Annotated in this window: 13 protein-coding genes; 4 read left to right on the top strand and 9 right to left on the bottom strand. The window is 68.9% G+C overall.

The genetic code is table 11. The features are described 5' to 3' along the window. The 5 genes from TA3x_RS06810 to TA3x_RS06790 form a co-directional block, all read right to left on the bottom strand. The gene (locus TA3x_RS06810; RefSeq protein ID WP_435019568.1) at nt 1–738 is read right to left on the bottom strand and encodes a zinc ribbon domain-containing protein; all 738 of its coding nucleotides are present in this window, start codon (nt 736–738) and stop codon (nt 1–3) included. 234 nt (nt 739–972) lie between these two features. Further along, entirely contained in the window at nt 973–2658 is a 1686-nt protein-coding gene (gene rpoD / locus TA3x_RS06805) for an RNA polymerase sigma factor RpoD (protein WP_435019567.1), read from the bottom strand. Nucleotides 2659–2684: 26 nt separating this feature from the next. Then, a complete protein-coding gene (gene dnaG / locus TA3x_RS06800) occupies nt 2685–4577 on the bottom strand; it encodes a DNA primase (protein WP_435019565.1) in 1893 nt (630 codons plus the stop codon). A gap of 405 nt (nt 4578–4982) precedes the next feature. Next, a complete protein-coding gene (locus TA3x_RS06795) occupies nt 4983–6452 on the bottom strand; it encodes a trypsin-like peptidase domain-containing protein (protein WP_435019563.1) in 1470 nt (489 codons plus the stop codon). 48 nt (nt 6453–6500) lie between these two features. Next, complete coding sequence (locus tag TA3x_RS06790) at nt 6501–7688, bottom strand: M24 family metallopeptidase (protein WP_435019561.1); 1188 nt, start codon at nt 7686–7688, stop codon at nt 6501–6503. A gap of 151 nt (nt 7689–7839) precedes the next feature. Here TA3x_RS06790 and TA3x_RS06785 point away from each other — a divergent pair, with 151 nt between their 5' ends. Together TA3x_RS06785 and TA3x_RS06780 are read left to right on the top strand one after the other, a co-directional pair. Beyond that, a complete protein-coding gene (locus tag TA3x_RS06785; RefSeq protein ID WP_435019559.1) occupies nt 7840–9585 on the top strand; it encodes an arylsulfatase in 1746 nt (581 codons plus the stop codon). A 152-nt stretch (nt 9586–9737) separates the two neighbouring features. After that, nucleotides 9738–11828: a sulfotransferase domain-containing protein gene (locus TA3x_RS06780; RefSeq protein ID WP_435019557.1), complete on the top strand. Its 2091-nt coding sequence runs from the start codon at nt 9738–9740 to the stop codon at nt 11826–11828. Nucleotides 11829–11877: 49 nt separating this feature from the next. Here the strand turns inward: TA3x_RS06780 and TA3x_RS06775 are convergent, their stop codons facing one another. Then, the gene (locus TA3x_RS06775; RefSeq protein WP_435019555.1) at nt 11878–13230 is read right to left on the bottom strand and encodes a DUF1552 domain-containing protein; all 1353 of its coding nucleotides are present in this window, start codon (nt 13228–13230) and stop codon (nt 11878–11880) included. Continuing rightward, on the bottom strand, nt 13227–15599 hold the full coding sequence (locus TA3x_RS06770) for a DUF1592 domain-containing protein (RefSeq protein ID WP_435019553.1): 2373 nt from the start codon (nt 15597–15599) through the stop codon (nt 13227–13229). The genes TA3x_RS06775 and TA3x_RS06770 overlap by 4 nt, the downstream gene beginning before the upstream one ends. Nucleotides 15600–15994: 395 nt before the next feature. Between TA3x_RS06770 and TA3x_RS06765 the strand changes: the two genes are divergently transcribed. Beyond that, complete coding sequence (locus TA3x_RS06765; protein ID WP_435019551.1) at nt 15995–16600, top strand: hypothetical protein; 606 nt, start codon at nt 15995–15997, stop codon at nt 16598–16600. Nucleotides 16601–16626: 26 nt separating this feature from the next. On the opposite strand, the gene TA3x_RS06760 is transcribed toward TA3x_RS06765, so the two are convergent. Together TA3x_RS06760 and TA3x_RS06755 are read right to left on the bottom strand one after the other, a co-directional pair. Further along, nucleotides 16627–17730, bottom strand: a complete 1104-nt coding sequence (locus TA3x_RS06760; protein WP_435019549.1) for an acyltransferase family protein — start codon at nt 17728–17730, stop codon at nt 16627–16629. Between the two features lie 39 nt (nt 17731–17769). Continuing rightward, nucleotides 17770–18510, bottom strand: a complete 741-nt coding sequence (locus TA3x_RS06755) for a phosphopantothenoylcysteine decarboxylase domain-containing protein (RefSeq protein ID WP_435019547.1) — start codon at nt 18508–18510, stop codon at nt 17770–17772. Nucleotides 18511–18606: 96 nt separating this feature from the next. Between TA3x_RS06755 and TA3x_RS06750 the strand changes: the two genes are divergently transcribed. Then, nucleotides 18607–19911, top strand: coding sequence for a glucuronate isomerase (locus tag TA3x_RS06750; protein WP_435019545.1), 1305 nt, complete (start codon nt 18607–18609; stop codon nt 19909–19911). Nucleotides 19912–19955 lie beyond the last annotated feature (44 nt).

Raw genomic sequence — 19955 nt, 5'->3', positions numbered from 1 at the left:
TCAGCGGACGGTGCGCCGGGTGTTGGCCTGGTCCTCTTCGGCCAGGTAGAGGATCCGGCCGCAAGTCATGCAGAACATGAGGTTGTGGCCGTTGATCAGCTCGTTCATCCCCTGGGCCGTCACGGTGGTGAAGCAGCCTGTGCAGGCGCTGCCGTCCACCTCGGACAGGGCATCGGCCCCGCGCTGCTTGACGGTGCGGCGGTAGCGGTCGCGCTGATCCTCGGGGATGATGGCCTCGGCCTCGACGATCGCGTTTTCCAGCTCGGCGAGCTGGACCCGCTGCGCCTCGGTCCCGGATTCAAGCTGGGCCTTGAAGGCGTCCACCTCGTCGGAGAACTTCTTGAGTTCGAGTTCCAGGGCCTTGAGCGCGGCGGCCTTCTCGTCGACCCGCTCCATGGCCTCGAGGATCTCCCCCTCGGTCTTCTCCATGACCTTCCGGTCGTTGGCGATCTGGTTGGTGATCGCCTTATATTCCTCGTTCTTCTTCACCGTGTTGAGCTTCACGGTGAAGTCATCGACCCGGCTCTGCTGGGCCTGGAGGTTGTGCTCGCACTTCTTGACGTTGACCTTCTCGTCCTGGAGGGCCTTGCGGGCGTCCTCCACGGCCTTCTGGCGGACGGCGAGGTTGGCCTGGCGGGTGGCGAGCGTCTTGGGTCCCGAGTTCAGCCGATCCCGGAGCGCCTTGGCTCGCTGGTGAAGCTGGTGGAGTTCTCGGAGATTCGCGGCGGTCGATGGCATGGCGTTCCAACTCCTGGGGGCCGGTGCGGCGAAGTGCGGGGCCGACGGGCCGATGAGGTGTCAGTCGCAAGGCCTGGGATCAGCCGACCCGGCTACGGCCGCCGATCGTGAGGGCCGAGATGTGGATCGCCATCCTAGAGGCCAGGCGGGGTAAATCCCAGGGGGGAGGCGGGATCGGTCGAAAAAAAAACCGCCGGTCGCCCCGAAGGACGGCCGGCGGTGGGTGTCGCCGTTTCAACCGGTGCTTTCCAGGAAGCCTTCGAGTTGCCGGCTCCTGACCGGGTGCTGGAGCTTGCGGACGGCCTTGGCCTCGATCTGGCGGACCCGCTCGCGGGTCACCTTGAAGATCCGGCCGACCTCCTCCAGGGTGTAGGTGTAGCCGTCGCCCAGGCCATAGCGGAGCTTGATGATCTCGCGTTCGCGATACGTCAGCGTCTTCAGGACGCTGTCGATCTTGTCCTTGAGCATCTCCTGGGTGGCCGCGTTGATCGGGCTCTCGGCCGCCTCGTCCTCGATGAAGTCGCCGAAGTAGCTGTCCTCGCTCTCGCCGACCGGGCGGTCGAGCGAGATCGGGTGGCGGGAGATCTTCATCACCCGCCGCGTCTCCTCGATCGAGATGTTGGCGGCCTTGGCCGTCTCCTCGATGGTCGGCTCGCGGCCCTTCTCCTGGAGCAGCTTCTTGCTGACGTTCCGCAGCTTGGACATCGTCTCGATCATGTGCACCGGGATGCGGATCGTCCGGGCCTGGTCGGCGATGGCCCGGGTGATCGCCTGGCGGATCCACCAGGTGGCATAGGTGCTGAACTTGTAGCCCCGGCGGTACTCGTACTTGTCGACGGCCCGCATCAGGCCGGTGTTGCCTTCCTGGATCAGGTCCAGGAACGACAGGCCGCGGTTGCGGTACTTCTTGGCGATCGAGACGACCAGGCGGAGGTTGCCGCCGGACAGCTCGCGCTTGGCCTGCTCGTACTCGCGGAACCGGCTATTCATGGCCTCGACGCGGAGCCGGAGGCTCGTCGGCGTCTCGAGGGTCATGACGCACAGGTCTTTGAGTTCCTTCTGGAGGTTGGACAGCTCTTCCTTGCCGCCCCGCCCGGCGCGGAAGTCGTTGATCATCTCGACCAGCTCGCGCATCCGGTTGGCGACCTGCTCGAGCCGCTTCATCAGCGGCTGGACCTTCTGGGTCCGGATCGACAGCTCCTCGACCAGCGTGACCGCCTTGTGGCGGCGGATCTTGAGCGAGTCCCGGAGGGCGCGGCGGGCGGGCTTGTTGTTGCGGGCCCGGGCGAACGACCGGAAGTCGCGATCGTTGCAGTCCATCAGGTGGGTCAGGGTGGCGAGGTTGTGCGCCATCCGGCCGAGGATCTGGTCCTTCTCCAGGTTCTCGGTGACCGACACCTTGACCGTGCGATCGAACGGCAGCTCGCCGTCGTTCACCTTCTTGAGGACGTCGACCACCAGCCGGAGGGCGTAGTCGCACTCCAGGACCTTGCGGCGGAACCTCTTGCGGGTGATCTCGATCTTCTTGGCCAGGCCGATCTCCTGGTCGCGGGTGAGCAAGGGGATCTCGCCCATCTGCGTCAGGTACATCCGCACCGGGTCGTCGATCCGCCGGGAGATCTCGTCGAGATCCTCGGCGGTCAGCTCGCCGTCCTCGTCCTCATCCTCGTCGTCGATCGGCTCGTCGACGAGTTCGTCGGTCTCCTCGTCGGTGTCGGTCGCGGCGTTGAGGCGGACCTCGGCCTCGTCCTCGTTGACGAGCTCGATCCCCATCTCCTCGAGGGATTCCAGAAGGCCCTGGATCTTGTCGGTGCTGCTATCCGCGTCGGGCAGGGCGTCGTTGACCTGATCGAAGGTCAGGAATCCGCGACGCTTGCCCAAATCGAGGAGCGTCTTGAGGCCCTCGTCCATCTTATCCATCCAGAAACCTCCCTCGGAACGACGGGTCAGGACGCGGTGTTTCTCTTCGTGACCGGCCGCTGATAACTGAGACGCAGTGATTCACGCATGAGAGCTTTATAGCCCTCGGGATCTTCGGCGGGGTCGGTTTCGGCCAGGGCCAGTTGCAAATCCCTGAGCTTCGCCTGGCGGTCGCGTTCCTCGTATCGGGCGAGCAGGCCGGAGAGTTGGATCTCGGCCGACGCCGGCCGGCTCACATCGAGCATCTTGGTGTTCGGGTCGCCGATCGGGACCAGCAGGCCGGCCGCCAGGGACCGGAGCGCCGGGTCGTCGATGCGGGCGGTGATCCGGTCGAAGGTGGGCACCACCCCCGACCCGTGGAGGTCGTAGCAGACCTGGAGCAGCGCCCGCAGCGGGGCGTCCTGCAGGGACGACGCCATGACCCGGGTGATCAGACGCCCCACCAGGGTGGGTTCGTTCAGGAGCACCTGGATCAGCTGGCGATCGGTCTTGTCCAGGTCGGACAGGCGGATCGGTGCCGGGGCGACGGCCGCGTGGGTTTCCGACGGGACGACGGCGTCCGCCGCCCGATGGACACGGGCGGGGCGTCGGAGTTCATGAAGCCGCCGACGTAGATCGACCACCGGGACCGAAAGCTTGCGTGAAAGCGTGTCGAGGGCCTTCGCCACCTTGACATCGAGCCCGGCCCCGATCCGGTCGGGGATCTTGGCCAAAGCCCCCAAAACCCACTCGGCGGCCTGCCGGGAACCTTCCGGGGAGGCGAAGTCGAACCGGGCGGAGGCCCGGCCGATCGCATAGGCCAGCGGGTCCACGGCCCCCTCGACCATCGACCGGAAGGCGTCGGCGCCGTGTTTCAGGAGGAAGTCGCACGGGTCGAACTCCTCGGGAAGGGTCAGGACGCGGACGTCGACCTCGTGCCCCAGGAACAGTTCGAGCGACCGGTCGGCCGCCTTCTGCCCCGCCTCGTCGCCGTCGAAGACGAGCACCGCGCGGTCGGCCATCCGCCGGAGGGCCGCGACGTGGTCATCCCCCAGGGCGGTGCCCAGGGTCCCCACCACGTTCGAGAATCCCACCTGGTGCGCCGCGATCACGTCGGTGTACCCTTCGACCACGGCCACCCAGCCCTCGGCACGGGCCGCGGGTCGGGCCACGTCGGCCCCGTAGAGAACTCGGCGTTTCTGGAAGAGAGGCGTCTCGGGAGAGTTTAAATATTTGGCGACTTTCCGCCCGGAATCGGCCCAGGTCTTCTCGATCGACGGCAGGATTCGACCGCCGAACCCGAGGGCACGGCCCCGGATGTCGCGGATCGGGAAGATCAGCCGGCCCCGGAACCGCTCGCGGGGGATCGGCCTGTCCTCGCTCCGGACGATCAGGCCGACCCGCTCCAGGGCGGCCGCGCCGATCCCGTCCTTCTTGGCCCGGGCGGTCATCCAGTCGCGGGCCTCGGGTGCGTAGCCCAGGTGGAACTTCTCGGCCGATTCCCGCGTCAAACCGCGCGACTTCAGGTAATCCAGCGCCTCCGGAGAGCGGGCCAGCGAGTCGGCGAAGACCCGTTCGGCCCAGGCCGTCACCTCGAGCAGCTCGCTCTTGGAAAGCCCGGGGGCGGCGGCCGTGGCCGTGCCCGAGTCTTCCAGGGAGATGCCCGCACGATCGGCCAGCATGCGAAGCGCCTCGGGGAAGTCCACGCGTTCGTAGTTTTGGACGAAGTCGAAGATGTCGCCCCCCGCGCCGCAGCTCCAGCACTTGTAGGACTGGCGGTCGGGGTTCAGTTCGAGCGAAGGCGTGTGGTCATCGTGGAACGGGCAGAGGGCCTTGTACTTCGCCCCCGACCGGTGGAGCGTCATCGACTCGCCGACGAGGGCGACGAGATCGACCGCGTTTTTGATGGCGGAGAGGGTCGCTTCGGATTGGCGGGGCACCGGGGGCTCCTGGAATCGAGGTCACAGGCCCGGTCCTTGGCTGGCGACGCCAAGGCGGGGGAGGAGGCCTGATCGCGATGCCACCCAACGTGCCCTGGAACTCGGCGGCAACGAAAAATTATACCTCGTCACAAGTTTCGGTCAAGTTTTTCGGACGCCGATTGGACGCGATGGTCGACCCTGTAACCTGGCCTGAGTTTGGCAGTTAGGTCGTCCGGTCGGGCGGCCTACCCGGGGCCTTCCCCCGGCTCTGACAAATTATCCTTGACTCCCATGCCGCGACTCGTTCCGAGAAGATTTCGCGGAGAACCCGGCGAAAAAGAAGGGGATGCTGGGTTGCCTTGACTGAGTCTCGCAAACCAGGTGTCTAATCGTCGCTTTTCCGCCAGGGATCATCAGGCCCTGTCAACCCGGGCCTCGGGCGGGCGGGCCGGACTCGATGCCGACGCTCACGACTTCGCGCTTGCCGGAGCGGGAGACGAGCAATTGCAACCGCCCGGTCAGGGCGAACTGGTTGATGCCGGTGTCGAAATCGGACTTGGACAGGATCGGCCGCATGCCGAACGCGAGCACGCGGTCGCCGACCTTCAGGCCGGCACGGTCGGCGGGGCTCCCGGGCACGACCTGATCGACGGCCAGCACGCCATCCTGGTCCCGTGGCACTTCCTTGACCGTCACGCCGAACAGGGAAACGACCCGATCCGCGGGCATGGCGACGATCTTGGCCTTGGTGGACCGGGCCTGGCCGTCGCGGAGGTAGGAGATCGGGACGTCGGCGCCGACCTCCAGGAGGAAAGCATGGTTGCGAAGCGCGATCGGGTCGTCCACGGCCTTGCCGTCGATGCCGACGATGATGTCATCGACCCGGAGGCCGGCCTTCTCGGCGGGGCTGCCGGGCAGCACCAGCGAGACCAGTGCGCCCCGGGGTTCCTCCAGGTGGGCCCGAGCGGCCTGCTCGGCCGAGACCTCCTGGGAGCCCACGCCCAGGAAGCCCCGGACGACCTGGCCCGACCCGATCAACTGGCCGACGACCTTCCGCGCCATGTCCGAGGGGATGGCCAGGCCGATCCCCTTGAAATTCCGGTCGTCGGCGATGATGGCGGTGTTGATGCCGATCACCCGCCCGCGCAGGTCGACGAGCGGCCCGCCCGAGTTGCCCGGGTTGATCGAGGCGTCGGTCTGGATGAAGTTCTCATAGAACGCCTGGTCCGGGCCGACGATCCCGAGGTTGTTCCTCTCGGTGGCCGAGACGATGCCGACCGTCACGCTCCGCTCCAGGCCGAAGGGGCTGCCGATGGCGACGACCCACTCGCCGATCTCCAGGCGGTCGGATTCGCCCCAGCCGGCGTCGGCGGGCAGGGTCGCCTTGACCCGGATCACCGCCAGGTCGGTCCGCGGGTCGGCCCCCACCAACTCGCCCTGGACCTCGGTCCAGCGGCCGACCCGGACCACGATCTCGTCAGCCCCCTCGATGACGTGATTATTGGTGACGATGTAGCCCTTCGCCTTGTCGACGATCACGCCCGACCCCACGGTCCCCCCGCCCTTCGGGCCGAACGTCTGGGTCCGGATGTTGACCACGGCCGGCGACACCGCGTTGGCCGCCAGCCGGAACAGCTCGGACGCCCGATCGATGACCCCCGCCTTGTCCAACCTGGATAGGGCCTCGGCCGAGGCGCGGGCCCGGCCCGACTCGTAGGCGTAGCCGCTCCTCTCCAGGAGATACGGGATCCCGTAGACCAGGATCGTCAGCGCCAACAGGGAGAGGAACACGCGGACGAAACCCCGCCGGATCGGCGGCGTCGTCGGCCGGGGGGGCGGGAGGATGACCCCGGCGGGGGCGTCATCGGGGTTCGGCGGGTCGATCGAGGTCATGGATGGGTGCCGCTTCGATGGAGGAGGAGTCGGGGGGGAGACGGCCGTTCAGGCCAGGATCGCGAGCACCCGCTCCTGGGGCTCGCCGCCGGTGACGTGGACCTGCCCGCCGGCGTCGACGAACAGGTTGACCTCGCTGCGGATGCCGAAATCGTCGGGGTAGTAGACGCCCGGCTCGATCGAGAACCCGGTCCGCCGGAGGATCAGCCGATCGTCGCGGGTTTCCAGGTTGTCGAGGTGGGCGCCGTTGCCGTGGACTTCGCGGCCGATGTTGTGCCCGGTCCGGTGAGTGTAGAACTTGCCGAGGCCGGCGGCCTCGATCACCGATCGGGCGGCGTCGTCGACCTCGCCGCCCCGGATCGGCCGGCCGGCGGCGAAGGCGTCCCGCACCGCCGCGATCGCCGCGTCCCGGGCCCGCGCCACCACGTCGAAGACCTGCTCGTACTTCTCCGGGACCGTCTCGCCGACGTAGCCGACCCGGGTCAGGTCGCTGTAGACCCCCTTCGGGTCGTCGACCTTGGCCCAGAGGTCGATCAGGACGAAGTCGCCCGGGCCGATCGGGGCGTCGGTCTCGGCCGTCATCTCATAATGGGGGTCGCCGCTGTGCGGCCCGACGCTGACGTTGGGGGGGCTGTAGGTCACCAGCCCGTGCGCCGCGAAGTGGTCGAGGATCGCCCGCTGCACCTCCGACTCGCTGGTCTTGCGGCCGTCGCGGACCGCCTTGCGGATCAGCCCGAACGCGACGTCGAACGCCGAGTCGGTGACTTCCGCCGCACGCAGGAGCATCCGCCACTGGTCGTCGTCCCAGGTCGCCTCGAATTCCTGGATCAGGTCCCCGGAGGAGACGATCTCCGGGCCGAACGAGCGGACCATCTCGATCGTCCCGGCATCCACCCGGCCGATGTAGGGGTTGGCGTTGCGGGGCGAGTATTCCATGGCGATCCGGGACCGGCCCGCGACCTGCTCCCCGACCGCCGCCTCCAGTTCCTGCCAGCGCGAGAAGACCCGCTTCGTGCCGGGCAGATGATCCAGGGCCGCCGACTCGATCGCGTGCACCACCTTGACCGGCGTGCCTCGGGCTGGGATGAAATAGAAAAATCGGCGAGAGCCGGGCTTGCGGTCGCCGAGGTCGAGGATCCGGCGGGCGAGCGGGTTGCTCCCCCGGAAGTCGTAGAGCAGCCAGCCGTCGAGCCCCGCCTCGTGCAGGGCGGACTGGACCTTCTCGAGATCGAACATCGAGCGAACCCCCCAGGTCTGCCGCCCCGCGAGGCCGCTTGATCCCCGCCCGGGCGCCGTCGTCCGTCTCATTCTTGCGTCGCGGGCGGCCGCCTTCAATGAGCCGCCGACAGAGAGACCCGTCCCCTACCCCTCTCGCGAGTCTCGATCCATGACGTCGCTCATCCGCGTGATCGCGGGCCTTTCCGCCGTCGTCTGGCCCCTGATGGCCGCCCCGGCCCGGGGCGAAGAGGCCCCCCAGGCTCCGCCCCCCAACGTGCTCCTGATCGTGACCGACGACCAGGGCTACGGCGATCTCGGGTTCCACGGCAACCCCGACATCCGGACGCCCCGGCTCGATGCCCTGGCGCGCGAGTCCGTCCGGTTCGCCTCCTTCTACGTCTCGCCGGTCTGCTCGCCCACCCGGGCCAGCCTGATGACGGGCCGGTATTCCTACCGCACCGGGGTCGTCGACACCTTCCGGGGGCGGTCGATCATGCACACCGGCGAGACCACGATCGCCGAGATGCTCTCCCGCGCCGGCTATCGCACCGGGATCTTCGGCAAGTGGCACCTGGGGGACAATGCCCCGTCCCGCCCCATGGATCAGGGGTTCGACGAGTCCCTGGTCATCCGGGGCGGGGGCGTCGGCCAGGCGTCGGACCTGCCGGGCAGCGGTCCGGGCAACTTCGACCCGGTCCTGGAGCACAACGGCAAGCCCGAGCCCACCCCGGGCTTCACGACCGACCTGTTCACCGACGCGACCCTCCGGTTCATCGGGGCGGATCGGTCGCGTCCGTTCTTCGCGACCTTGACCTATACCGCCCCGCACGTCCCCCTCGACGTCCCGGCCACCGACAAAGCCTTGCTGAAGTCCGACGACGCCACGTCGAAGCTCTACGCGATGCTGGCGCGGGTCGATTCCAACGTCGGCCGGGTCCTCGACCGGCTCGACGAACTCGGGATCGCCCGCAACACCCTGGTCATCTTCCTGTCCGACAACGGCCCGCAGCAGCCCCGATTTAACGCCGGGCTCCGGGGCCTCAAGGTCAGCGTCCACGAAGGGGGGATCCGCGTCCCCTGCTTCGTCCGCTGGCCGGGCACCCTGGAGGCGGGCCGCGTGGTCGGGCCGATCGCGGCCCACATCGACCTGGTCCCCACGATCCTCTCCGCCTGCCGGGTCGAACGGCCGGCCTCGGTGGCCTTCGATGGCCGGGACCTGATGCCGCTGCTCCGGGGCGAGCCCGTGCCCTGGCCGGAGCGGACCCTCTTCTTCCAGTGGCATCGGGGCGATCGGCCCGAGCGGTACCGCGCGTTCGCGGCACGGGGCGACCGCTACAAGCTCGCGCAGCCGGTCGGCGTCTCGGGGGCGGCCAATGTCGACCCGTCCCCCCTCCCCTCCCCCCTGCCCTATGAGCTTTACGACATCCGGGATGACCCGGCCGAGGCCCACAACCTCGCGGCGACCCACCCGCAAGAGGTCGCCGCTCTCCTCAAGGCCTATGAGGCCTGGTTCGCCGACGTCACCGCCGATCCGGCCCATGCCCTGCCCCGGATCGACCTGGGATCGCCCCGCGAGAACCCTTCGACCCTGACCCGCCAGGACTGGCGCGGGGAGGGCGTCGTGCAGGACGCGTCGCAGATGGGCGGGTGGGATGTCGACGTGATCCGGGCCGGCACATTCGACCTGGCCTTCCGATTCGAACCGGGGCCGGAGGGCGACCTGGAGATCGAGGTGGGCGGCCAGACTCGCCGCGCGAAGGTGGCCGACCGGGCCGCCACCTCCCGGGTGGAGGGGATCCCGATCCCCGCCGGGCCGACCCGGCTGCGGGCCTGGGTCCGCCGGGGGCCGACCTCGATCGGGGTCTCCCAGGCCGACGTCCGGAGGCGCGACGACGGCGGCCCGCCCGGGAATTGACCCGAGGCTCAGTAGAGATCTAGGCGCTTTCCGGCCGATCGATAAAATGCCCGGCTTCCCGGGGAAGGGTGCGCCTGCACACGATAACCCGACCGATTCGCCCGAGGCGACGGCCAGAAGCCCGCCTCGGTTCAAAACAGAGTGGGTCAACCATGATCGTTCTCTGCGTGGGAATGTACCGGTCCTGCTCGACCTGGCAGTATGGCGTCGCCAGCCTGATCCTGGAACGCCATCGCAACGGCCGGCGGATCGGTTTCATCGATGGGCCGACCTTCGTCGAGAAGGCGGTCGCCGACCGCGCCTCGGCGGGCTGGCAGGTCATGAAGGCCCACGACGCCCACCCCTGCTTCGACGAGATCCTCCACGAAGGCCGGGCCCTGGGGATCTTCGCCCATCGCGACATCCGCGACGTGGCCCTCTCCTGGATGCACATGACCGACGCCAGCTTCGAGGACATCATCGCCGAGGGCGGGTTCCTCGAACTGTGCCTGGACAACGATCGCTTCTGGCGGCACCGGCCGGGCGTGCTGGTCCAGACCTACGAGGCGATCGTCTCCGAGCCGGCCAACGCCGTGGCGGAGATCGCCGCCCACGTCGGCGTCCGGCTGGACGACGACGAGGCTCAGGCCATCGCCGATGAGATGTCCCGCGAGGCCAACCGGAAGCGGATCGAGAAGCTCAACGACAAGCTCCGGTCCGAGGGGACCGAACTGCTCCCACAGGACCTGTCGCTGTTCGACCCGGCCTCCCTGCTCCACTGGAATCACATCCGCGACGGCCGGACCGGGCTCTGGCGCGAGTCGTTCTCGCCGGAGCAGTGCCGTGCCCTGGCCCCGATCTGCGGCCGCTGGCTGATCGAGCGGGGCTACGAGGCCGACCTCCAGTGGGCCGGGATCTCCGGGCAAGAAGCCGCCGCCGAGTCGAGCCTCCCGCGCGTCTCCTACGCCCCCAATGCCGAGGACATCCGGCTCGACCGGATCTTCCGGGGCCGGACCGGCCTGTTCCTCGACATCAACGCCGGCCACCCGACCCGGGACAACGCCTCGTTCTTCTTCCACCTGCGGGGCTGGACCGGGATCAACGTCGAGGCGCCCGGGGCCGACCACGGCCGATTCCGCGCCGAGCGTCCCGCCGACCTCAACCTCACCATCCGCCTGTCGGACGCCGACGCCGGGATGGCCTACGACGAGGCCGGCGTGCCGATGTCGTCGACCCGGGCCCTGGCCGGCCTAATCGACCAGTATCGCCTGGGCGTGCCCGACATCGTCCTGATCGGCGAAGGGGCCGAGGTCGCCCCGATCCTGCGCGGGATGCCGCTCGATCGCTGGCAGCCGCGGGTCTTCGTGGTCGCGGGGCCGGCCTCCGCCCACTGGACCGCGCCGCTGGCCGATCGCGGCTACATCGACGCCGCCACCGACGGGGTGAACCGCTTCTTCCTCCGGGCCGACCTGGAAGCGGCCGTGCCCCTGGTCCAGGCGCCGATCAACTCGCGGGATCGGTTCGAGATGGCCGAGACGGCCCGGCTCCGCGACGAGTGCCAACGCCTGCTGGCCGAGGTCGAGGCCGAGAAGGTCAAGGCCCAGGCCGGGTATGACCACATGGCCCGGGAGCGGGACGAGGCCCTGATCCGCCTCATGCACGAGCGGGATGCCGCCGTGGCGACCCTGAGCCACGAGCGCGACGTCGCCCGCAACGAGGTCAACCAGCTCACGCCCGTGAGCGAGCGGCGGCTCGCCGACCTGATCCAGCTGCAAAACGGCCTCGCCGCCGTGCAGGCCGCCCGGCTCGCCGAGCAGGCCGCCCACCACGCCGAACGCGAGCGGATGGGCCGGGAACTGGCCGAGGCGGCCGCCCGGGCCGCCGAGCAACTCGCCCGGGTCGAGGCGGAGCGGGACGACCTCCGATCCGATTGCGCGACCTGGGAGTCGGAGGCATCGCGGCGGGCCCGGCTGGCGATACAGGAACGCGCGGCCCGCGAGAAGGCCGAGGCCCTCCACGCCGAAGATCGCGCCCGGCATGCCGCCGAGTGCGAGCGATTCGACCGCGAACGGGCCCGGTTCGAGCGGGAGCGGGAACGGTTCGAGGCCCAGATGGCGGGCTGGAACCACGAGCGGGCCGGGCATGAGACCCGGGTCGTCGAATACCAGCGGCAGCTCCGGCCCTATCGGCTGCTCGATCGGCTGGGCGTGGTGGGGGCGATCCACCAGCAGGCCCGGAAGGTCAAGCGGTCGGCCCGACCCTGAACCGGAAGGCCGGGCGTCCTGCATCGCAGCGACGCCCGGCCCGGTCTGTTCAGCCGTCCAGCCGGTCCAGGGGCCCGGCCCCGTCGCCGAGCGTCGGGGTGTCGACGCCGACCCGGCCCAGCATCGACAGGTAGAGGTTGTTGAGCGGCGTGTCCTTGGGATAGACCAGGTGGCGGCCGGTCGGGATGGTGCCGCCCCCCTTGCCCAGCAGCAGCACCGGCAGGTCGTCGTGGTTGTGGCGGTCGCCGTCGCTGAGCCCGCTGCCGTAGACGATCATCGAGTTGTCGAGGACGTTGCTGTCCCCCTCGGAGCTGTTCCGCAGCTTGTCGAGGAAGTAGGCGAACTGCTCGATGTGGTAGGTGTTGATCTTCTGGAGCTTGTCGAGCTTCTCGGGGTCGCGGCCGTGGTGCGACAGGTCATGGTGCCCTTCGGGGACGCCGATGAACTTGTAGCTCTTGGTGCTCCCCTCGTTGGCGAAGGCGAAGGTCGAGATCCGCGTGACGTCGGTCTGGAACGCCAGCGCCAGGATGTCGAACATCAGGCGGATGTGCTCGCGGTTGTCCTGGGGGATCCCGTCGGGGCGGGGGATGCCCCGGAGGTCCACCACCTCTTCCTTCTCCGACCGGGCGATCCGCTGCTCCAGCTCGCGGACCGAGGTCAGGTACTCGTCCACCTTGCCGCGGTCGAGCTTGCCGAGCCGGCCCCGGAGCTGGCGGGCATCCTCGGCGACGAAGTCCAGGACGCTCCGACGCCGCCGCTCGCGGATGGAGCGGGCTTCCGGGGACAGCCCCGAAAGCTGGTCGGCGAACAGCCGCTCAAAGACGAGCTGGGGGTTGATCTCCTTGGCCATCGGGGTCGATTCCGACCGCCAAGAGATGTTGGCCGAGTAGGCGCAACTGTATCCCGAGTCGCAGCTTCCGGCGAGGGCTCCCCGGTCGATCCCGAGTTCCAGGGACGGGAACCGGGTGGCCTTCCCCACGACCTTGGCGGCGACCTGGTCGACCGACACGCCGGCCTTGATGTTGAATCCGTTGGTCTTGAGCGGGTGCTTGCCGGTGAGGAAGCTGGCCATCGACCGGGCGTGGTCGCCGGGGCCGTCGCCGTGGGCGCGGCCGCCGTCCTGGGTCAGCCCGGTCAGGACGTTGAGCGAATCCCGGAACCCTTCCAGCGGCCGGAGGATCTCGGGGAGCTTGAAGTCGGCCCCCTCCCCCTCGGGCCGCCAGGCCGACATCCGGACCCCGTTGGGGACGTAGAAGAACGCCATCCGCCTCGGGGCCGTGGTCGCCGCGGCGGCGACCCCCTTGGCGGCAAGGTCGGCGGCGGGGGCCATCGCCTCCAGCCAGGGGAGGGCCATCGCGGTGCCCAGGCCCCTCAGAACGGTCCGTCGCGAGATCGGCTTCATGGCGATTGGCTCCCATCGGCGCCCCGTTTCCGGAACGGGCCGCTGTTCACGATCCCCGCAATCAGCGTGGAGAATTTGCCGCCGTCCCGGAGGACCGATTCGGCCACGGCCTCGACCACGCAATGATCCTTGGCATCCAGGCCCCGCCCCAGGGCGAAGGTCATCATCTTCTCGGTGAGGCAGGCGGCGAACGCCTCCTTCTTGCCGAGCAGGATCCCCTTCAACTCCTTGGGCCCGGTGAACGTCTGCCCCGACGGCAGGACGCCCGAGGCGTCGATCGGGAACGGCCCCTCGTTGTCGCGCCAGGCCCCGATCGCGTTGTAGTTGTCCAGGCTGAACCCCAGGGGGTCCATCCGGCTATGGCAGGTCGCGCAGTTGGGGTCGGCCCGATGCTTCTCCATCCGCGTCCGGACCGATCCGGTGAGCACGCCCTTCTTCTCGTCGGGCAGGTCCGAGATCCCGGGCGGCGGCGGCGGGGGCGGCGTCCCCAAAATCTCTTCGAGGATCCACTTGCCGCGCTTCACCGGCGAGGTCCGGGTCGGGTTGGAGGTGACGGTCAGCACCGAGGCCATCGTCACCACCCCGCCCCGCTTGCCGTCGGTCAGCGACACGCGGCGGAACTCGGGGCCTTCGACCCCCTCGATCCCGTAGTGCCTGGCCAGCCGTTCGTTGAGGAAGGTGTAGTCGGAGTCGAGGAAGTCGAGGATGCTCCGATCCTCGCGGACGACCGCCTCGAAGAACAGTTCCGGCTCGCGCTTCATGGCGGCCCGCAAAGGCTCGTCGAAGCGGGTGCCCCGCCCCAGCGACGGACTGACGATCTTGAGGGCCCGGGTCTGGAGCCACTGGCTCGAAAAGTTCTCGATCAAGGACCACGACTTGCCGTCCGCCAGCATCCGGGCGACCTGCCCCTTCATGACCTCGGGGTCGTGCAACCGCCCCTGGACGGCCAGATCCAGGAGCGGGTCGTCGGGCATGCTGCTCCACAGGAAGTAGGAGAGCCGGGACGCCAGTTCCAGGTCGGACAGCTCGCGGGGTGCGTCGGGCCGGTCGTCGAGTTCGACCCGGAACAGGAAGTGGGGCGACACCAGCACCGCCTGGATCGCCAGGCGGAGGCCGTGCTCGAAGCTTTCGCCGTCGGCCATCACCCCGTCAACCAGCGCGAGCAGGCGGTCGACCTCGGCCGGCGTGGCCGGGCGGCGGAAGGCCCGGGTGGCGAACCGCTGGAGGATCGCCCGAATGGCTTCGTTTGGCCGCGCCCGGTCGGTCGCCGCATTGGGTTCGTTCGGTCGCGTGCGGTCGGGCTCGCGGAACACGATCCGGCGGTGCGATGCGGGCAGGTCGTAGCCCTGGCCGACCAGGGGGCCCTGGACCTCGATGGACACCACCACGAGATTGCGGTCGCGACGCGCGGGATTGGCTTCGTTCGGGAACCAGGCGTCGTTGGTGAAGGCGACGTCGAGGCGGCCGCCCGGCTCGGCGCGGCGGACGATGGCTTCGTATGTCCCGGGCGCCCCACGCTCCGCCGGGACCTCGAAGGCCTTTTCTTTCTTGCCGGCCACGCGGATCTCCATCCGCGCCGGCTCGTCCCCGGCCTGCTCGGCGAAGGCCCGGACCCGGACGCGGTACGACCCCGCCTCGGGGAACGCCTTGCCGACCACGGCCTCGGCGTTGGTGGCCATGAACCAGCCGCCCGACTGGTCGTCGACGGAGCCCGGCCCGTGGCCGGAACCCTTGGACAGTTCCAGGCCGGTGAAGGTCCGGGTCGGGCCGGTCGGGGGCTCGTCGGCGACGATCGCCAGGGTGGCGATCCGCTCGGCGGCGGCCAGGTACTTCTCCATCAGCAGCGGCGGCAGGGTCAGCACGTCGCCGATATTATCGAACCCGTAGCCGACGTCGTCGGCGGGGAAGTCCTCGGCCGGGCGGAAATCCACCCCGACGAGGTCCCGGATCGTGTTGTTGTATTCCTCGCGGTTCAGCCGCCGCATCGTGACCCGGCCGGGGTCGGCGTTCACGTTGCAGCCCGCCTTGGACACCACGCTCTGGAGGTAGGCCAGCAGGTGGGCCGACTGCTCGTCCCCGGGCTGGGGCTGGTCGGCGGGCGGCATCGACCCGTCTTCGAGGATGTCGAGCACCTTCCGCCAGGTCTTCAGATCCTTGAGGATCGACGCCTCGTCGGCGAACGCCTCCAGGTTGATCTCGCCCTTGGCCTTCTTGGCGTTGTGGCACTGGACGCAGAACTGCGAGACGACCGGCGCGACGTTCTCGCCGAACGAGCCCGACGCGGCGTCATCGGCCCGCGCCGTCGCGGAGGATGCGATCGCCAAACCGATCCCGGTCGACAGGCAGCGACGGAGCGTCGTCCCAATCATGCAGTTTCGACCTCGGCGGACGCGGCGGGAGGAGGGAGGGCCGGGCGGGCGGCGTGGGCGTCGGGCGCGATCGGGTCCGATCGACGCCGTCCGGGACCCGGAACGCCATCGAACACTATAGGCGTTAAACAAATCGAATCCAGCCCCAAAATCCTACGAGTTTGGAATTTGGGCGGGATGAACCCCTCCCGTTCGAACGGCCTCCTGCAAGCCCGGTCGCCGGTTCGGACCGATTCGTCCGGCGGTCTCGGGGCGGTGGGCCGATGCGGCGAGATTCGGCGACCGACGGCGATCTTCGCCGCCCATGTGATCTCGGAACATCTCATTTCATTGACAAATCATGATGGGTTTGCTGCGGTGTCGGGCCGATTTTCGATCGCATGAGAGGGGATTCCATGAGCGCCGGGACGACGTCGACATTCACCTGCCCGGCTTGCGGCAGGGTAGGATCATCATCGAGGGCGATCCCCCCGGGGACTCGGGTCCGTTGCAAGTGCGGGAACGCCTTCCGTCCCGAAGACCAAGGCGACCTCCACGGCTTTGCGACCTCCCCCGTCATCGACGCAACTGGGCCGCAGGCGATCCAGGATCCGCTCCCCTTCGCCCAGGCCCCGGCCGAGCCGTCCTACTTCCCTCCGATCATCCAGGTCGATCAGGACGACGATCCTCCGTTCGAAGTCCGGTCGGACAGCCGGATCGGCCGGGGGCCGGAGCCGAGGTACTTCCGCTGGATGGAGATGTTCGGCTGGACCTCCGTCGTCATCGGGGTGGTGGAATTCGCGCTCACGGTCGGAGCCAGTTTCTTCCTCTGCATGATGGGCCTCTATCATGCCAGAGGGCAGGGAGAAGCCTTCAAAACGCTCACGACGAGCATGATCGTCTGCACGCCGTTCATCGCCTGGGCGACCGCCGTCATGGTGACCTTCCTGCTGAGCGGCTTCGGGCTCTGGATCGCGGTCGACATGGCCCGATCCCTCCGCTACCAGTGCGGGTCGCGGTAGACCCCGGATCATGCCACTTGGCCGCCTCAGCGGGCAGGGTCCGCGTCCGAGGGGCGGACATCGGCCTCGGCGCCCGGGGCGGCGGGGCGTCGGGCCCGATCCTTGATCCGGTTGATCGGCCGTTCCAGGAAGTGCCACGAGGCGGAAGCCAGGGCGATCGTGAGCAGCAATGCCCCGTAGGGGCGGGGGATCATGAAGCCGTAGGGGATGCCGAGCATCCATTCGCCGGTCACCACGGGCATGTGGAAGGCGTACAGGCCATAGCTGATCTGGCCGAGGTAGACGAGCGGGGGGAACGCCAGCGGGGCGGTGATCCAGCGGCTCCGGGTCCGCCAGGCCCCGAACACGATCGACGTGTTGCCCAGGGCCATCAGGGAGACGCCCAAAGCCTCCTGCACGTTGCCCGGGATCATCGCCAGGTGGCGGTCCCGCAACTGGTAGCCGACCAGCAGCAGGGGCACGCCGGCGATCAGGGATACGGTCGCCACCCCGCGCCGGGGTCTCATGCGCAGATCGACCAGCCCGGCCAGCGCGCCCCAGAGCAAATCCTCGCCGCAATAGGGCAGGAGCACCCGCGACACCGGCATCTTGAGGTGGGCGTGGGCGTAAAGCTGGAACGCCTTGGAGGCCGCGATCAGCCCCAGGACCAGCGGGAACCGGCCCCGCGCCGGGGTGAGCAGCAGGAGCAAGGGATAGAGGAGATAGAATTGCTCCTCGACGGCCAGGGTCCAGAAGTGGCTGAGCGGGCCGCCGAGCGAGCCGTCGAGATACGCCCGGACGTTGGACAGGTAGGCCAGATACCACCCGAGGTCGGGCAACGGCCCGGTCAGGGCCATCCAGGCCAGCAAGGCATAGTAGAGGGGGAAGATCCGCAGGGTCCGCCGCCAGTAGAACCGGCGGAGGTCGCGGGACAGGTCCCCGGTCTCCCCCAGGATCAGGATGCGGGTGATCAGGAACCCGGACAGGGCGAAGAAGAACTGGACCCCGGCCCAGCCCCACGGGCACCTGTCCGGCCGGGCGTGGAACAGGAAGACGGCCAGGAATGCCAGGAACCGGAGGCCGTCGAGCTGGGGCCTGCGGCCATCGGCCTCGCGGATCGGGCCGCTTGCGTTCGTCGGGTCCGATGCCATGCGAGTTCCGATGGATCCGAGGTGCGAGGAAGCCCCGGGTCAGCGGGGCCTTGGGAGGGCTTCGAAGACGCGATCCACCAGGGCCTCGGCGATGTCGTCCGGGGGCTCGACGGTCGCGACCGGGCGGCCGGGCTGGACCAGGTGGATCGCGTGCCGGCCGGAACGGACGGTACTCAAGTCGTTGGCCACCGTCAAATCGGCGCGATTGGTCCGGGTCGCGATCTCGGCCTGGCGGATCAGCTCGGCGGTCGGCACGCCGGACAGGAGCTTGAACCCGACCAGGAAGGTTGAGGGGGACCAGTCCCGGACCTGCTGGATCACCTTGGGCTGGCGGACGCACCGGATCGTGAGCGATTCCGCATCCGACGAGAGCTTGCCGGCCACCGGCTCCGGGGCGTAGTCGGAGGCGGCCATCGCCAGGAACGCGGCGTCGATCGGGTGATCCTTCAAGAGCCGTTCCAGGGTCCGGGCATACTCGTCCACCGTGCCGACCCGGAGCGGCGCGAGGTGGCAGCGATCCCTGACGCCGGCCCACGCCTCGCGGAGCGCGGCCAGCCGGGCCAGCTCGGCGGCGGGGTCGGCGGCGTCGAGGTCGAAGCGGGCGTCCCGCGCGAATGGGAGGAGGGCGCCCGGGGCGTGGAGGTAATGGACGATGGCCCCGCGCCGCAGCGCCGTCTCGGCGATCCGGGCACCGAACCGGCCGGTCGAGGCGTTGGCGAGGGCGCGGACGTCATCGATCGGCGCCACCGTGCCGCCGGCGGTCACGACGACGTGGATCACCGGAGGTTCTCCCCTTGCTTCGCGGTCCGGCCGTCGCTAGCCTCGATCGGCTCTCCCTCCCGCACCCGCACCGTCGTCGAAGCCGAGCCATCATCCATGAATGCCCCCACCCGCTATGAATCGGTCGCGAACGAGCTGTTCGACGAGATGGCCCGCTGGCCGATCTTCGACCCGCATTCGCACATCGACGCCCACCGCCCGGCGGCCCGGAACTTCGACGAGGTGCTCGGCTACCACTACTATACCGAACTGGCCCACGCGGCGGGGATGCCGGCCGACCGGGTCTCCCCCGACCTGGACCCCCGCGAACGCGCGATCAACCTCGCCGGTTATCTCGACCGGATCGACAACACGGTCCAGTTTTCCTGGCTGATGGAGATCGCGCGGACCTTCCACGGCTTCACCGAGGAGCGGATCTCGCGCGAGACGATCGAGGCCCTGTATGACCACGCCGACCGCTCCGGCGAGAAGGGCCCGGCCTGGGATCGCGAGGTCTGGGACCGGACCAAGCTGGAAGCGGTGTTCCTGACCAACGACTTCGACGACCCGTTGGAAGGGTGGGACACCAAGCAGTATGTCCCCTGCCTGCGGACCGACGACCTCGTCCTCAAGCTCCACGAGCCCCGGACGTTGGAACGGCTCCGGGCATCGACCGGGGTGGACGTGCAGGACTACGCCACGCTCCGCCAGGCGATCGGCGTCCTGTTCGAGCGGTTCGCGGCCAAGGGGGCGGGCGCCTGCGCGATCAGCCTGCCGCCCGACTTCGCCCCGTATCGCTCGACACCGCTGCGGGCCGTCACGCCGATCCGCCGCGCCCTGCACGGGATGGACCTCCGGCCCGACGAGCACGCCGAGATCCGCCGGGTCGTCTTCTGGACCCTAGCCGAATTCTGCGCCGAGTTCCGGATGCCGTTCGACCTGATGATCGGGCCGGTCCGCAACGTCTACCCCGCCGGGGTGTCGGGCGGGCGCGACCTGTTCGACCGCCGCGTGAGCCTGTACGACTACCGCGAGCTGTTCAACCACTTCCACAACGTGACGTTCCCGGTCTCGACGCTCTCCCCCGACGCCGGTGCGGAGCTGGTGGCCTATTCCTGGATCTTCCCCAACGTGGTGCCCAACGGCCACTGGTGGTACTCCAACGTCCCGGCGTTCATCGCGGCGGACCTCAAGGCCCGGCTCCAGGCGGTGCCCAAGGTCAAGCAGATCGGCTACTACTCGGACGCCTACAAGCTCGAATTCGTCTTGCCCAAGTTCAACACCTTCCGCCGCGTCCTGGCCGAGACCCTAGCCGAAGATGCCATCGAGGGCCGGGGCTGGTCGGCCGACCGGGCCCTGGACGTGGCGAAACTGGTGCTGCTGGACAACCCCCGGCGGATCTTCGCCCGGGGCGATCGCTGAAATCGGACTGGAGCGGATGGGGCGGTCGGGCCGATCATCCCGAA

The sequence above is a fragment of the Tundrisphaera macrotermitis genome (assembly GCF_051175315.1).
GTDB lineage: Bacteria > Planctomycetota > Planctomycetia > Isosphaerales > Isosphaeraceae > Tundrisphaera.
Note: the sequence above shows the minus strand (reverse complement) of the source record. Positions and strands in the feature narration are given on the sequence as shown.